We start from the raw sequence: 15,122 nt of genomic DNA, 5'->3' as shown, positions 1-15,122 counted from the left end.
CGTCGGACATACGCTCGATGGTCACCTGGAGCGAGAGGCCATGCTGTTTCAGGTGGCGCCGTACGCGACTCCCGTAATTCTCGCCGCGCTGACCGAGGAGCTACCTTCGTTCATCAGGTCCCATTTCCTGAACATTCTCTGGTATCTGGTTACTGGAGAGTCCCATGCAACCGAAGTGGAAGCAGGGCTGCCAGATCTGGAAATAGAGTGTCGCTCTGCGGTGGGGGAAGGGATCTGGCTGATCTATAAAGAGGCGACATCGGGAGACAGTGAGACGGCCCTGGATATCTTGGAATTCGCGGATCCGGATCCTGTGCGATTTGAGAATTTCCGTTCGATCATTGCCGCGAGGTCGAAGGGGAAGCGTCGATTCTAGGTGTTGCACGACTTCGGGATGCTGGCAGCGAAGCTTAGACGTTATTTCAACCGTCGTGCGTGATGATTGAAGATAGTACGCACCAGGTCAAATGTGGGTGATCAACACTGAAGAACGTCTGGGGTAGGAGCAAGTAAGCTATTTGAACGGCTAAAGAAGCCCCGCCGGAATGCCTTCCCAGCGGGGCTCTTATCCGCGCTGACGGCAACGCTCACGACAACGTCAGCGGACGACGGCTGCGGTGCACGGGTCGTCAGGGTTGTCGTCCTGGCCGAGGGCGTGGCCCAGGGTTTCGATGGCCTGGCGTTGGATCCGCCGCACGGTTGACTTTGGGGGAACCTGGGCAAGCGTTGCGGGCGGGTGAGATGAAGGAGGTATCTGCAAGTGAACTGCTAGCCGCATTCGGGTTCGACTCTGAGGCCAGCAGTCGGGCCAAAAAAGCACTACTTTCTGGAGCGCATTTCAACATCTGATTCGAGCCCATTCCAGCGACGAGGCTCCTGAACATCTGCCGCGCGAGGATGAGCAACTTGCGGCGGCGCGGCAAGCCGACTGTCGGTGCCGCGGAATGCCTTACGGGTCTTGCTAAAATGGGCCAGAGGGGCCTCCTTGTGGCCTACGTGGATGATCGCAAACGAGCTGGATACTACTTTCGACTCTACCCCGACCCACACCCGCTTAAAGAAATCGGATGCTTCGGAGTCAACATCTCCCCCGAAGATGTCCCCATCACTGGTCCCGTATAAGGGGCGGGCAGGCGAAGGTGCGCTCTAGATTTCCGCTCTGCACGGAATGAAGCATTGTCGACCGTCGCATCCTCACAGCTCCCCAGCGGCCCCACCGGATCTGTTCCGGTGGGGCCGCGGTACGTCGCCGTCGTGCACGGTCGCGCCACTCGGCGGTTCAGGGCACCCCGGCTGTTGTAGTTGCGGTTGGTGTTCGCCGGCGCGGCCTTGTTCTTCAAGCGCTCCGCCGTGGCCGGGGACACCTCGAAGTCCCGGCGCGTGTACGTCGGGGTATCGGCCTCGGTGGGTACCGCGTCGCCTGGGTGGAGGATCGTGTGCCGCTCAAGCAGCGGGCGAGGCGCGGCTGCCGGCGGGACGGTGGCGGGCAGCAGGTCCTCATCAACGAGCTCGGCTTCGAGCACCTCGGCGCCCTCGACAGGCGCTTCCATCGTCGGCTCCCCCGTCCGCCCCTGATGCTCGCTCATGGGGCTCTCCCCTGACGATCCTTCCTGGGCAATCTCCCTTGTATAAGGGAATTTATACGAGGGTATGGGGGAGCCTGCCCCAGACTTTGAGGTACGAGTGGTCGCGGCACCAGGCCCAGGCCCCACGCCAGGGAGGTGTACGAGCGGGGCCGTCCGCTGCTGCGGTCAGCCTGACCCGGGGACGACGAGGCCCGCTGGCCGGTGGGTTGCCTGGCACGAGGGCTGAACGGCGCCCCGCCGCGATACCACTGGACCAAGCCATCCCCACGGGCGCAGGGAGGAGGATGCGCCGTGCGGCGGCGTGCCAGGTCGAGGGGGGGGCATCCCCGGACGCGGGGGAGCATGCCTGGTGGGCTCTGCTCGTCGGGCACACCTGGGGTTCATCCCCGCGGGTGCGGGGAGCAGGCCAACATGTTCCAGATCTTTAGGTCTATGTCGGGTTCATCCCCACGTAGGCGGGGAACAGCAGGCCGCTTATCACCACCATCTGCTCGGTGTAGGGGTCATCCCCCCGTGCGCGGGGAGCAGGTCTTCGTCGTCCTGCCGCCCGTTGTCTCTATGGGGTCATCCCTGCGTGGGCGGGGACAGTACAGGTCTGGCAGGTCCTCGATGCGGCACACGGGGTCATCCCCGCGTGCGCGGGGAGCAGCAAGTCCCGTTTCAGACAGCAGTAGTTCGACAGGGGTCATCCCCGCGTACGCGGGAAGTAGGCTTGCTGAGCAGCTAGTTTAGGCAAGCCGGGACGCGTTCTGGAGTACTTTCACCGATCACGACCTTTCAGGTAAATCGTCGCATATCCGATCCGCGCACGCGGGGATGACCCCGAGGACGGCTTCACCATGGCGCGGGTAGCCAGGAACGGGCTCGATCGTGCAGTTCGACGACCCCGGCCGCCGACGTGAGAAACAGCGTTACCTTCCCGCCTGCTGTCATCCCGTCCGTCTGGACTCGCCAACCCTTAGGAACAGGACCCCCGCCGTGAGCAACGCCCTTGCCCGTCTTCTCGAAATCATCCCGGCGCCGAGCCAGCCCCGCCACAAGGATTGGGGCGACGTCGAACGTACCCTCGCGGTCGGGCTTCCCGACGACTACAAGGAGCTCATCGGCGTCTATGGGGGGAGTAACTGGGCCGACTACCTCTACGTCCTGGAGCCCGATGGCCCCAACAAGCACTACGACCTCCTCAAGTGGGCCAAGTACCAGTTCGAGGACCTGGAAGACCTGTGGACAGTCGAGAAGAAGCCTGCAGAACTGGAGACCGAGGGATCCGTGGTCATCCCATGGGCGACCACGGACAACGGAGAAGTCCTGTACTGGCTCGTTCTTCCGGGCGTTGAGCCGAACAAGTGGACCGTCATAGTGAACGAGGTGCGCGGCCCCCGATGGGAACATCACTCCGTATCGTGCACGCAATTCCTCACGTCCGCCCTCACCGGAGAGTTGCGGTCGAACATCCTCTCGTCGTTGTTCCCCCTGGCCACCCATGAATTCCGCCGCCTCGGTCCGGTGTAACGATGCGGCGCGCTGTGCCGACCTCAACGGACTCGACACGGTCCGACGGTACAAGCAGGCGATCGAAACCCGCGAACCGGGAAGTCCGCGGCCTGGAGATCGTGACGAACGGCAAGGACAACGCGGCGTACTGGCAGTCCAGGATGGCGATCACGGGCACCACCTGCTCAACGCGCTACGTGACGTAAGGCAAAGGGAACTCTGTGGCTACCGAACGGAACATCCGCACCAACTTCGCCTTCTACCCGCCCGAAGGGGACGAGGGGGCATGGGGCGCCGGCCTGGAAGACCTGGAGGGGGCTCTGCGGCAGGCGTTCCCGGACACTGTCGTCGAATACAGGGTCTCAGGCGTCCACGACGTCGCTGTCCTCGACTTCGAGATCGAGCTGGCGCCAGGCGTGTGGATCGATGGGAAAGCAGCGATGCCCAAGCCCGACTCCGCCTTCATCACCCTGACCAACGTCACCGCCGACGAAGCGGCAGTCTTCGCGCGGTGGCTCCGGGACTCCTTCGTCCCGCCACCCCGTCTGCTGCGCTTCGCCAGCAGCCTCGCCATGGCCAGCGGTGAGCAGGACCCATGGCCACTGCCGGCAGACGGCGGCGACCAAGAGACCGTCACCGAGCTGAGGCGACACCTCGCTTCCCTCGACGGCACGCAGCACGCGCCGGGCCGCCAGACGCCGCACGAAAGGGCCGCCCCGCTGACAGCGTGGCCCACGCAACTTCCGGGTCGTACCCCGTGGGGGCAAGCTCCCGGCTGCTTCGGGCGCTGGCTGGAATGGCCCGTCTCGACGGCTACAGAGGCCGCTACGTGATCCACTGCCACAATCTCGAGCCGACTTCGACGGTTCCATCACGGAACTCTGCCGCTGAACCCGGTCGCGTTGCAGAGGCGAAACGGACCAGGTCGCTTGAGACACGGGCCACATCGGCAGACATGGGAGAGCAACGTATCCGGCGACCCTTTTCGGACAACGTCCTGTCGCAGTGAAGGGGGCCCATAGGAACACAGTTGCCAGTGCTGGTTCAGGTCGGCTGAGACATCGGCACTGTCCTCGTCTCAGTCAGCGGAGCCAGGCCAAGGAGGCGGCCGGTGCGGTTTCGCGGACGCGCAGGCGGCCAACGTGCGGCCTTTGCAGCAGCCCCAGTGGTGACTTCCTGGGCGGCAATCATCGTCATGGGTCAGCTCCCGCGCAATGAAGTGATCCAGCCGATGTACCGAGCCCACCTTCCCAACCCTCTCTCGGCTGCGGCTGACGCACCTTCACCAGCCCCTGAGACGTTGGCCGACCCTGCGCAGCAGCCGATACGGTGCCTGTGATCGGATAGAGGGAGGGGACAGCCTTCCCCCGAAAACCAAACAGGCCCGGAACGGGCCTGTCGGTCCGTCATCCGGGTGGCCGCCCGGGCCGACGGACGCACACCTGGACCAACGACGGAGAGGTGCGCTCATGGCCAGCGTACGGGGTGTGGCACCGCTGCCGCACCGTCCAAGGCCCCCTGACCGGGGCGGCGGTCTCCACACCGCCCGAGAGGCCGGCCCGCAAAACCAGCCTCTCCTCTGACATATCTGCGGCCGCTCTCCTTTTGCAGAAGGAACGGCCGCCGACTCTCGCCCGAGTCATTGCTCCCCCAGCGATGAACCCAAACCCACTCGCTGTGGATGCTCCAGCCGGCGTGCGCAACCGCGTCGGCTCTGTCACGGGTACGACGCGAGGCCGACATCCGCATTCCGGAGCGGCCGCGCTGCGCCGTACCCGCGCATGGTGCATCCCCACGCGTTCGCCCTAAGGGGGAATGCCCTCGTGCAGCGCCCGTACTCCAGCACATCCATCCACCTCGCCTTGCCCGCTCTCGCCGGCCACACCAGCGCGCCCACCCGAGCCGGGGTGAGCCAGTGAAGAAGCGCAGCGGCCGGCCGGCACGGTTCGCGGCAGTCCCCAACGACACCATCGACGACGCCGTGGCCATGGACCTCGAGGCCCTGGGACTGCTGGCGGTCCTGATCCGGCACCAGGACGGGTGGGACATCCAGTTGGCGACGATCGCCCGGAAGTACGGCTACGGCCGTGACGGGCTCGCGGGCGCCATGGGACAGCTCCAGGTGTCCCGGTACGTCGTCAAGATCCGCATCATGGCCTGGAAAGGCAACGCATGGTCCACCGAAGTGGTGGTGTACGACACCCCGGCCACGGACGCGGAGGTGTCGGCGCTGCTGGAGTCGGTCGAACGAGAGCCCGATGTCCGGCAGGTGCAGCTGATCGAGCCGACGCCCAAGGCCCTGGCCGCGGCCGCCAAGCGGCGGGCGAAGCTGGCGGCGGGGAAGCCTGCGGGCAAGCTCAACATCACCGTTCCCCGACTCCCGGATTCCCGGGAGTCGGGGCTGACCTGCGAGAACGATTCAATTGACCAGGTCGCTCCCGACTCCCGGGATTCCCGGGTGTCGGGGAACGCGGGAGTCATTAAGAAGACTGTCAGCCAGAAGACAACAGAAGACGATCAAGCGCCTGCGGCGCGAGCCGCTGGTGACGCCCGTAGGGCTGGTGCGGGTAGTAGCGCGCGGGCGAGCGCGGGCGGCTCAGCCGCGTCCTGCGGCGCTGGCGCGCCGACCCCGGCGGCTCGGTCGGCGAAGGGCACGAGGACCGGCCGCACCCGTATGTCGGCCGAGCAAACCGCCTCGGTGGCCGAAGTCGAGGCTGCCTGGCCCGAGGCCCTGGCCGGGCTGCTCCCGAAGCACCGCCCGGCCGTGCTCCGGGACACCATCCTGGCCGCCTTGGACGGCGGCCGGACCGCCGAGCAGCTGGCAGACCGGGTGCGGCGCCGGTGGTGGAACCACGGCTACGCCATGGACGCGGCCCGCGGAGGCAAGGGGATCTCCTCCGCGGTCGGCGTGGCGGTCGGCCTGGTCCGGCCGTCCACGGACTGCCCGGACCCTATGTGTGAGGACGGCGCCCGGATCCACCTGGGCCCTCAGGACGTCTGCCCCAAGTGCGAGGAACGCCGGGCTGGGCACCGGGCCTCCCGACGGCAGGGGGTCGTTCCCGGCCCCCGGGCGGCTGCGCCCGCCGCGGTGTGGTGGGAGTGCGAGGGCACCGACGACAGGGGCCGGCCGTGTGAGGCGACCGGAAAGGGCACCCGTCCCGAGGACGGCCTGTGCTGGAAGTGCCATGCCCAGGCCGAGGGCGAGGCCGAGGGGATCGAACGGGCCGTGGCCGGCCTGCGGGCCGAGATGGCGGCGGAGTACGCCGCCCAGGCCGATCGGCTCCGGGCGGCAGCCCGTTGGGACACGATGCTGGCCGACGCGTACGCCGAGCACGCCGGCCGGGAAGCGGCCGGTGCCGCGCAGCGGCAGGCCTGGCAGGCGGCTGAGGAGGAGAGCACTCGGCGCCTGCATGAACAGCAGGCCGTGAACCACCCCGCGCCGGCAGGCCCACAGCAGTCCGACCCACCGGCCGCAGCAGACCCTGTCTAGCGCCTGCTTTCCCCGATGCGTACTTCGCATCCCACCCCCGGGAGCCATGGAAGGCGCCACCCGGCTCCTCGGCAACCTGCATGGAAGACTCGACCTTGTGTAGCAACGAAGGGCAAGAAATGGATGACGACTTCTGCCTGCGCGAGAACATAGGCAGCACGCCGCTCGCGGGAGACCACAGGATCACCTCGGACCGCGTCCAAGAGCACCAGGACGCGACCCTGGAAAACGCCCATTGCCAGGAGTTGAACCACCCCCCTCTCGGAGCATTCACGGAGGTGCCTGATCGCCGTGGCACCGTGATCGAGAGGTGGACCCGTCGCCTCGTGAAATCCGAGCCGACGCCGTTTCACGCCCTTCTCGTGATGGACGGCTCACCGGTCGACGCCCGTTTCGTCGACCCGCTGACCGGCATGCCCGTCCTGCGCAGCCGTGTCTATCCCGTCCCCTGTGGCTCTTCCGAACAGCTGGCCTGGCACCGCTGGGGAGGAAAACCAGTTCAGACCGCGGCTGTCATCGACGCGCTGCTTGACGATCTCGGGGCCACGGTTGACTCCGTCAAGCATCACGCTGTCCCCAAGGGCCTGTCCGAGCTGCTCGGCAGAGATCACATGTACCGCGTGGAGCTCGGTCGTGACGTGCTGCTGGAGGCACGCCGGTCTCCGACGGCCTAGCGCAGCTTGAACGTCAAGCCCTGATGCAGCCGCAGGCCGACCGGCCTGCACTCAGCCCTTAAACAGAGAGGTCTACTCCCACCGTGACGCTGAGCTCCGCGGACCGCCTGAAACTACGCTCGATCGCTGACGACATCATCGGCTGTGCCGCTCTGCGGGAGTACCGCATGGTGGACATGCTGATGGGCGAGGTTGCCCGAAATTGGGGCGAGGACGGCGAAGAGCACGTGACGTTCCTGATGGCACAGGACATCGTCGAGAACGCGGCTCCATCCGCCCGCAACGCGTACGCGAAGGTGACCGCGGGCACCGCCCTGACACCCGAGGACCGGAAGGAGCTTGAAAAGCGCATCCATCGGCAACTCGAGGGCCGTGAGGACATGGAGATGCTCTACGCCCTCACCGAGGATTTCCTGAACGCCGTCTGGCGGGACGAGCCGTCGGACCGCAAACGCGCCGTGTCCGCAGCGCGGGCGTACGGCGGTGCCAGGGCGCTACGAACGATCCTGCTGGCGATAGCGGTCAATCATGCGCCAGAGGCGCAAAGCGGGCCCACTCCCCCGCCGGCCTGACCCGGGGGTTGCGCATTCAAGCGGAAGCATGAGCCTGCTTGGTGCATTTGCTCGGATCGCCCCACTGGATCGAGCCATGCTCATGCCGCATGATCGCGAGTCGAGGTGCAGAAACGGGTGTGAAGCCTGTGCCACGCGGCGCAGGCCTTCGTCGCCCGCGACAGAGGAGCCCCCACTCGTGATTGCCGTCCCGCCCTTGTTCTCCCCCATACCGCCTGCCATCCACCCCTGTCACGCAGAAGTCAACGCACAGACCGCCGACTGGGCGGAGACGTTCGAGATAGGGTCCGTCGACCTGCGCCGCAGGCTGGTGCGGCACGAGATCGGCGTTTTCGCGGCCCGGATACTGCCGCATGGGCGCGAGGAAGTGGTCAGGGTCATCGCGGATTTCGTGATGTGGCTGTTCGGCGTCGACGACGGCTACTGCGAGGAAGGCCCTCTCGGCCAGCGTCCAGGAGACCTTGCAGGAACGATGCATCGGCTGCTGCGGGTGGCACAGAATCCCGAGGCTCCTCTGCTGCTCGACGATCCGCTGGCAAGCGGGTTGCGGGACCTGCGGGCCCGCGTGGACATGTACGGGACGGACAGTCAGGCCGCCCGCTGGGTCGCCAACTTGCGCGAGTACGCCCTGTCCGTCGTCTGGGAGGCGTCCCATCGCCGTGCGAACACGGTCCCGGCCCTGTCGGACTACACCCTGATGCGGCTGTACGACGGTGCGACGACGGTCATCTTCCCGCTGTTGGAGATGGGGCACGGATACGAGCTGCCGCTCAGCGAGCGGGACGACAAGTGCGTCCGGGCCGCCGAGGAGATGGCGTCCTTCGTGATCACGTGGGACAACGACATTGTCTCCGACCACAAGGAGAGGTCGGCGGACGGCTACCACCTGAACGTTCTGCGGGTCCTGGAGGAGGAGGGGCTCGGCCCGCAGGAGGCGATGGCCCGGGCCATCGCCCAGCGTGACCGTGTCCTGGGCGCCTTCATGCGCCTCACCGACCACCTCTCCGCAGTGGGCAGTCCGCAGATGCGGCAGTACACGGCCGGCCTGCGGAGCTTCGTCCGGGGGTCTCTGGACTGGGGCGTCACATCGGTCCGGTACACCACCCCGGACGACCCCGCCGATCTCCCCACGGCCTTCGCCAGGAGACCGACGGACGACAGCCCTGAGCCCTTGGGGATCGACGCGGTGTCGTGGTGGTGGGACGTGGTGCCGGCCGGCCGGCCCCTGCGAGCGGCTCAGCCGCTCGGCCTCTCCGGTATGCGGGGCTGACCGGACAGCAGAGCCCGCCGGCCGGAAGCTCGACGGGAGACTCTTGCCGGCACGTCACTCGCGGGCGACCACAGTCATGGGAATGGAGTCCGCGTGTGCCACGGCTGAGGCGACCTCCCGCGGCGTGTGCCCGGCGACCGGGACCAGCTTCCAGCGGTCCAGGATCGTCGCGATGGCGATCGTCGCCTCTGTCCATACGAACAGGTCGCCGATGCACTTGCGGTTGCCCGCCCCGAACGGGATGTAGGCGCGGCGGCCCGGCCCGGCGGCCTGCCGTTCGGGAAGCCAGCGGTCAGGGTCGAACCGGTCGGGGTTCTCGTACAGGCCGGGATCGCGGTGCAGCGCGTACAGGCTGAAGGCCACCTCGGTACCGCGCGGCAGGGCGACTCCCGCCAGGGTCACCGGCTCGGTCGTCCGCCTCATCAGAAGCGTGACGCCGTGCAGCCGGATCACCTCGTCGATGACGCGGCGCAGCACCTCCAGCCGGGGCACGTGCAGTGCGGTGACGGGGCCGCCACCGACGACCTCGCGGATCTCGGCAACGACCTCCTCTTCCACGTCGGGTCGGGAGGCGAGCTCGTGGAAGGTCCAGGCGAGGGTGGCGGCGGTGGTCTCCGCACCCGCGAAAAGAATCGTGGCCAGCTCGTCCCGCGCCTCCTGGTCCGACAGCCTCGTACCGCTGTCGGGGTCCTGGGCCGTCAGCAGCAGCGACAGCAGGTCGTCGCGGCCCGTGGGATCTGCCGCACGTGCGCGGGTGACCACCTCGTCGATGACCGCGCGGAGTTCGGCGGCCGCACGGTCGAATTCCCTGTTGGCACGTATGGGGAGCCGGTCGAGGATCTTCGGGGAGGCCGCGCGGACCAGGAGGTTCGTGAGCAGGACGGGCAGGTGCTCGCGGACCGCGTTGACGGCCGGAAGGCCAATCTCGGAGGAGAACAGCGTCCGGGACAGGGTCTCCACGGCGTAGCCCGCCATGGCCGGCTCCAGGTCGATGACATCGCCGGGTTTCCAGGACTCGGCGAGTGCCAGGGCACTGCTGCTCATGATCTCGGAGTAGCCGGCGATGCGGTCACGGGTGAACATCGGCTGGATCATGCGGCGGTGGGTGCGGTGGAACTCGCCGTCGGAGTTGGCGAGGCCGTTGCCGGCCAGCGGCCTCAGCCTGTCGAAGAAGCGGCCCTTCTCAAAGCTGTTCACCTGCCGGACAGTGACCTCGTGCACCAGCTCGGGTGTGGTCACCACGTACATCGGCATGGTTCCCAGGTTGACCCGCACGAGCTCTCCGTGGCCTCGCAGTGAGGAGAGGAAGCCGAGCGGGTCTCTCCACAAGGCCAGAGCGTGACCGAGGAGGGGCATGGCTCCAGGGGCACACGGAACGGACGTGAGGGATGTGACGGACTGCTCTTCGGATACTGACGACATGCCAAGTGGTCCTTCCTGCCGGGGGCTACGCGGACCAGGATCCCCCTGCCGTACGCCCGAGAGCCCAGCGGCTTCCGTGAATCAGCACCAAGGCCTTCCCCGCAAGATCATTCTCAGCCAAGTGCGCAACCGCTTGTCCTACTTGAGGCGGAGACCGGCGCTCCGGTGGGGCGCCACTCGACGGTATGCTGCACGTCGCTGACTCCTCGTCACTCTCAGTGGGGGCTCACCCCAAGCCTTCCAGAGCCCCGCCCCTGCCCGGAGGCAACGCGACCATGCAATCCCCCGATACGACCACCGCCTCGGCCGCTGCCGCTCGCGGCTGCCCCATGCACGCCGCAGCCTCTGACGGCGTGCGCCGGCTCTACGGCGCCGAGGCGGAAGCACAGCCGTACGCCCTGTACGAACAGCTCCGAGCCGAGCATGGCGAGGTGGCTCCCGTACGCCTGTACGGAGACGTGCCCGCCTGGCTGGTACTGGGGCACCGGGAGAACCTCGAGGTGATGCGCTCCAGGAACTTCTCCTCCGACTCCCGCAACTGGCACGCGATCCGGAACGGAACTCTCGCCCCTGATTCGCCCCTGCAGCCCATCACGGCGTGGCAGCCGCTGGTGGCGCTCACCGACGGGACGGAGCACTCCCGCCTGCGGGAAGCGGTGACGGAGAGCCTGGCCGGGGTGAACCGGCATCGCCTGCGCCGCTACATCACCCGGTACGCGGTACGCCTCATCGACGGTTTCGCCGGGAGAGGCAAGGCCGACCTCGTCGCCGACTTCGCGCGGAAGCTGCCCGCGTTCGTGGTCGCCCACCAGCTGGGCATACCCGAGTCCGCCGCCCTGTCGGTGGGAGCGGCCGTTTCCGACATGATCAGTGGTGGCGAGGCCGCTCTGGCCGGCAACCAGCTGGTGGTCGAGACCGTGCACGACCTGGTGGAGAGCCGGAAACTGCAACCCGGCGACGACCTGGCCAGCCGACTGCTGGCCCACCCGCAGGGCCTGACCGACGAGGAGGTCCGCCAGCACTTGCGGCTGATCCTGGTCGGTGCGCTGGAGCCCACGGCCAACCTGATCGCGAACACACTGCGGATGGTCCTGACCGACTCCCGTTTCCGCGGCAACCTCTCGGGCGGCCAGATGACGCTGCCGGACGCGCTGGAGCAGGTCCTGTGGGACCACCCCCCGCTCGCCGTCGTCCCGACCCGCTGGGCGACATGCGACATCGAGATCGGCGGCACCCAGATCGCCGCGGGTGACATGGTGATGCTCGGCCTCGCCGCCGGGAACGTCGATCCGGTGATCCGCAACGACCCCGACAAGCCCGTTCACGGCAACCGCTCACACCTGTCCTTCGGCGCCGGCGCCCACGAGTGCCCCGGCCAGGACCTGGGCCGGGCCATCGCCGAGACCGGCATCGACCTGCTGCTGGAGCGCGTCCCGGATGCGACCCTGTCCATCCCCGATGACCAGCTGCAGGTGGTCGGCACGTGGATGTCCCGCCGGCTGACCAGCCTGCCCGTCGAATTCAAGCCCCGCCGGCAGGCGGCTCCTCCGGCGGCCGCTCCGCAGGCCCCCAGGGAGCCGGTTCAGCCCGAGGCCGCTCCTGCGCCCGCACCGGCACAGCGCCGGTCCTGGCGGTTCTGGCGCCGCTAGCCGGCCGAGTCCGGCGCGCCCGGCCACCTCGCCGGTGCGCGGACGGGGGCAGGCACGGACAAGTGCAGGGCCCGGTCGTTGCCGGGATCGACACCGGTCTCGGACATCGGCCGGGCGAACTGCCCCGTCGGAGCGGAGCGCGACTGCTCCGGCGGCGTCCGGTCGAGAAGCCCACCAAGGCGAAGTCGTTCCGACTCACGCACTGTCTCTCTCCAGATAACGGTGGGACAGCTGCTGGTGGTACCAACGCTCATGCTCGGCGTCGCGGAACTCGAGCTTGCACCAGCGGGCGTCCTGATAGCCAGGTGCAGAGCGCCAGTAGCCGGCGAGGACACACAGACGGTTCCAATCGTCCCGTAGGCGATCCAACCGCATCTCCGCTCGCACCTGGCGCTCCACCTCAGTGGACATCGGGGGCATCGGAACCCCGACCGGGATACGGATACGGCCGGGCGCTTCGCCGGTGATGGACCACTCCAAGGTGAGAACCAACGTGGCTACCGCCTCTGCGAGCGCCGAGGCCGTGATGCACTCCTCGCTGTATGACGGGTGAGCACGTGCCGCTCGCTCCAGTCGGGGAATCAGGAAGTCGCCGATCTCCCATACGACGTCGGCCGTCAGCTCATCGGCGTACCTCGGTCCATCCCCCGCCCGATCGACGTCGCTCGTCAAATCGCCCCCTCTGGTTCGGCCGGCCATGGCCGCGACTGCCGCGCCGACCTGGGACCCCGCAGGTCGAGCGGCGCGGCCGTGCGTGCCGCGCTGCGTCCGGCTCGTTCTGCGGCGAAGCGTTCCTCTCGACAGACTGCGGTTCGTTCTTGTCGAGGTCCAACAGCGCCGCTGTGGAGCAGCAGTCGCACATCAAGGCGCCGCAACGGGGCCGCGCGCCGGCTGCGGCATGCCCTAACGCGCCTGCAGGGGCGGGTTTTGGGGCCGGTGATCGTCTCCGGACCCATACTATCCACCATGTACACCGCAAGCTGCAACTACCGATGTGTAAATTGCAGCTTGGAATGTACACATCGCTTGTGCCAGACTCTGACCACTTCGGAAGGGGGAAAGTTGGCTACGCCGAAAGCGACCACAACACTTCAGTCAGTCCTGGCGAAGCGCCTTACGGACTGGCGCATGCAGGCTGCCCCGCGGATCAGCCGGTCCGATGCGGCCCAGGCCGTCGGTGTCACGCCACACACTGTGCGCCGCTGGGAGATCGGCGAGTCCAACCCTCCGCGGACGACGATCGAAAAACTGCTCGACCTGTACGGAGCCACTGCGGAAGAGATCACAGGCTTCCTCGCAGAGGTAGAGCAGGCCAAGCAACCGTCCTGGTGGGCGTCCTATCCCGCCGAAGTCCTGCCCAGGAACCTGCACCGGTTCCTGAGCCTGGAGAGTGCGGCCACCGTCATCCGCGCGTTCGAGCCATACCTGGTGCCCGCACTGCTGCGCACCGAGGACTACGCGCGCGCCGCCCTGAGTGCCTGTCACCCGGGAATCGGGACAGACCTTCTCGACCGTCACATTGACCTGCTGCAGGAACGGCAGCGCCGGATCCTCGGCACGCGCCCCGGCACACCGGAAGCCGCGGGGACGACGCGCCCGATTCTATGGGTGGTCCTCGACGAAAGCGCCCTGCGTCGCAGCGTGGGCGGCCCGCAGGTGATGCACCAGCAGATCGAACATCTCCAGGCCATGGCGCAGCAGCCGGAAATCAAGATCCAGATCGTCCCTCAGCACCTCGGCGCCTACCCGGGAACAGAGGCGGGGCCGTTCCACCTCTTCCGGTTCGCCGAACCCGAACTGCCCGACATCGTCTACCGGAGCAGCTTCGACGGCGGCGAGTACCTGCACCAGAAGACGAGTCGCCATCTGCAGGGTTTCGACACGATGTGCGCGGTATACGCCGCGCCGATCCGCGACACACCGGCGATCTTGGGGGAGATCGCCAGAGAAACATTGCCCCGATGACCGGCACCGCAGCTGCCCGGGCCGGGGCAATGATCAAGGAGGGGGAGTACATGGGTGCGAAGTACAAGACGTTCACGCCAGGGCACATCGATGCCAGCCAGCCGCACCCCGGGAGGGTGTACAACGCCCTCCTGGGCGGAAAAGATCACTACGAGGTGGATGCCGCTGTAGCTGCGGCCATTGGGAAGGTCCACCCGAACAGCCGAGCCACGGCCTGGGCGGCCCGGCACTGCATGGAACGCATGGCGACGTTCATGGCCCGCGAGGGCATCACCCAGTTCCTGGACCTCGGGTGCGGTTCTTCCATCGAACCAGACCTGGACCAGATCGTGCGGAGCATCGCACCGGATGCCCGGGTGGTGTCCGTCGACAGCGACCCGATCGTGGCCCGGCGCTCTGAGGCGTTCATGTCCGCGCCCCAGTCCGCGGAGGGCCGTTCCGTCTTCCTCCAAGCCGACCTGTGCGACCCGTCCTCAGTGCTGGACTCGCCCGAGGTCCGCAACACCCTGGACCTCACGCAGCCAGTCGGCCTCTGCTTCAACAACGTGCTGTGCTTCATCGACGACGCGCGCCGGCCGCATGATGCGGTGGCTGCGTATGTCGAAGCCGTGGCACCGGGCAGCTTGATGAGCGTCATCCACCCGACGGCCGACTTCAAGGACTTGAGTGAGCTCGTCGTCGCCTACAACTCCGAGGACGGCAGCGGCCCTCTCCGGCTCCGCGGCCGAGCCGAGATCCTGCGGTTCTTCACCGGTCTCGAGCTCATCGAACCGGGGCTCGACACCTCCCGCGGCTGGCGGTCCGACATCGCTGTTCCCCAGGTCGGCGTCAGCAACATCGCCGTCGTCGACACCTCGACCCTCACCGATGAGGAGGACTCGAAGTACGCAGCCGTCGCCCGTAAGAGCCGGTAACAGGATCTTGTTGAGATGTGCTGGTCGGGCGTAACCGGTGCGATGATTCGGCCGTTCGTGGTGGTGTGAGTACTCGGCCGTGGATC

At 67.3% G+C, this 15,122-nt stretch carries 14 protein-coding genes; 11 read left to right on the top strand and 3 right to left on the bottom strand.

The features are described 5' to 3' along the window. The first annotated feature begins 40 nt into the window (after positions 1-40). Positions 41-376, top strand: a complete 336-nt coding sequence (locus IF09_RS0134880; RefSeq protein ID WP_030302788.1) for a hypothetical protein — start codon at positions 41-43, stop codon at positions 374-376. A gap of 658 nt (positions 377-1,034) precedes the next feature. Here the strand turns inward: IF09_RS0134880 and IF09_RS46050 are convergent. Next, entirely contained in the window at positions 1,035-1,586 is a 552-nt protein-coding gene (locus tag IF09_RS46050) for a hypothetical protein (protein WP_158710136.1), read from the bottom strand. A gap of 870 nt (positions 1,587-2,456) precedes the next feature. On the opposite strand from IF09_RS46050, the gene IF09_RS0134865 reads away from it, so the two are divergent. The 7 genes from IF09_RS0134865 to IF09_RS0134830 all read left to right on the top strand — a co-directional run bounded on the left by IF09_RS0134865 (position 2,457) and on the right by IF09_RS0134830 (position 9,086). Continuing rightward, positions 2,457-3,098 carry an SMI1/KNR4 family protein gene (locus IF09_RS0134865; RefSeq protein WP_234321266.1) on the top strand — a complete coding sequence of 214 codons (642 nt, stop codon included), beginning with the start codon at positions 2,457-2,459 and terminating at the stop codon, positions 3,096-3,098. A gap of 2 nt (positions 3,099-3,100) precedes the next feature. Beyond that, positions 3,101-3,286 (top strand): restriction endonuclease fold toxin-2 domain-containing protein, encoded by a 186-nt coding sequence (locus IF09_RS48650; protein ID WP_418953095.1) that lies wholly within the window; start codon positions 3,101-3,103, stop codon positions 3,284-3,286. 15 nt (positions 3,287-3,301) lie between these two features. Next, positions 3,302-3,913, top strand: a complete 612-nt coding sequence (locus tag IF09_RS0134855) for a hypothetical protein (RefSeq protein WP_030302784.1) — start codon at positions 3,302-3,304, stop codon at positions 3,911-3,913. Positions 3,914-4,995: 1,082 nt separating this feature from the next. After that, positions 4,996-6,570: a hypothetical protein gene (locus tag IF09_RS0134845; RefSeq protein WP_030302782.1), complete on the top strand. Its 1,575-nt coding sequence runs from the start codon at positions 4,996-4,998 to the stop codon at positions 6,568-6,570. A 119-nt stretch (positions 6,571-6,689) separates the two neighbouring features. Further along, positions 6,690-7,244 (top strand): hypothetical protein, encoded by a 555-nt coding sequence (locus IF09_RS0134840; RefSeq protein ID WP_030302780.1) that lies wholly within the window; start codon positions 6,690-6,692, stop codon positions 7,242-7,244. Positions 7,245-7,327: 83 nt separating this feature from the next. Next, entirely contained in the window at positions 7,328-7,816 is a 489-nt protein-coding gene (locus tag IF09_RS0134835; protein ID WP_030302778.1) for a hypothetical protein, read from the top strand. 181 nt (positions 7,817-7,997) lie between these two features. Further along, complete coding sequence (locus tag IF09_RS0134830; RefSeq protein ID WP_030302777.1) at positions 7,998-9,086, top strand: selina-4(15),7(11)-diene synthase; 1,089 nt, start codon at positions 7,998-8,000, stop codon at positions 9,084-9,086. A 54-nt stretch (positions 9,087-9,140) separates the two neighbouring features. Here IF09_RS0134830 and IF09_RS0134825 read toward each other — a convergent pair whose 3' ends face one another. Beyond that, a complete protein-coding gene (locus IF09_RS0134825) occupies positions 9,141-10,442 on the bottom strand; it encodes a cytochrome P450 (RefSeq protein WP_030302774.1) in 1,302 nt (433 codons plus the stop codon). A gap of 341 nt (positions 10,443-10,783) precedes the next feature. Between IF09_RS0134825 and IF09_RS0134820 the strand changes: the two genes are divergently transcribed. Continuing rightward, on the top strand, positions 10,784-12,157 hold the full coding sequence (locus tag IF09_RS0134820) for a cytochrome P450 (protein ID WP_030302772.1): 1,374 nt from the start codon (positions 10,784-10,786) through the stop codon (positions 12,155-12,157). Positions 12,158-12,352: 195 nt separating this feature from the next. On the opposite strand, the gene IF09_RS0134815 is transcribed toward IF09_RS0134820, so the two are convergent. After that, on the bottom strand, positions 12,353-12,829 hold the full coding sequence (locus IF09_RS0134815; RefSeq protein WP_030302770.1) for a hypothetical protein: 477 nt from the start codon (positions 12,827-12,829) through the stop codon (positions 12,353-12,355). Between the two features lie 294 nt (positions 12,830-13,123). Between IF09_RS0134815 and IF09_RS0134810 the strand changes: the two genes are divergently transcribed. Together IF09_RS0134810 and IF09_RS0134805 are read left to right on the top strand one after the other, a co-directional pair. Beyond that, positions 13,124-14,122, top strand: coding sequence for a helix-turn-helix domain-containing protein (locus tag IF09_RS0134810; protein WP_078613651.1), 999 nt, complete (start codon positions 13,124-13,126; stop codon positions 14,120-14,122). Further along, positions 14,119-15,036 (top strand): SAM-dependent methyltransferase, encoded by a 918-nt coding sequence (locus tag IF09_RS0134805; protein ID WP_158710135.1) that lies wholly within the window; start codon positions 14,119-14,121, stop codon positions 15,034-15,036. Before IF09_RS0134810 ends, IF09_RS0134805 begins: the two co-directional genes overlap by 4 nt. Positions 15,037-15,122 lie beyond the last annotated feature (86 nt).

This window comes from Streptomyces katrae, from assembly GCF_000717655.1.
In the GTDB taxonomy this organism is placed as follows: Bacteria; Actinomycetota; Actinomycetes; order Streptomycetales; family Streptomycetaceae; genus Streptomyces; species Streptomyces katrae_B.
The sequence above is the reverse complement of the archived record's forward strand: the minus strand, read 5'-3'. Positions and strand labels throughout refer to the sequence as shown.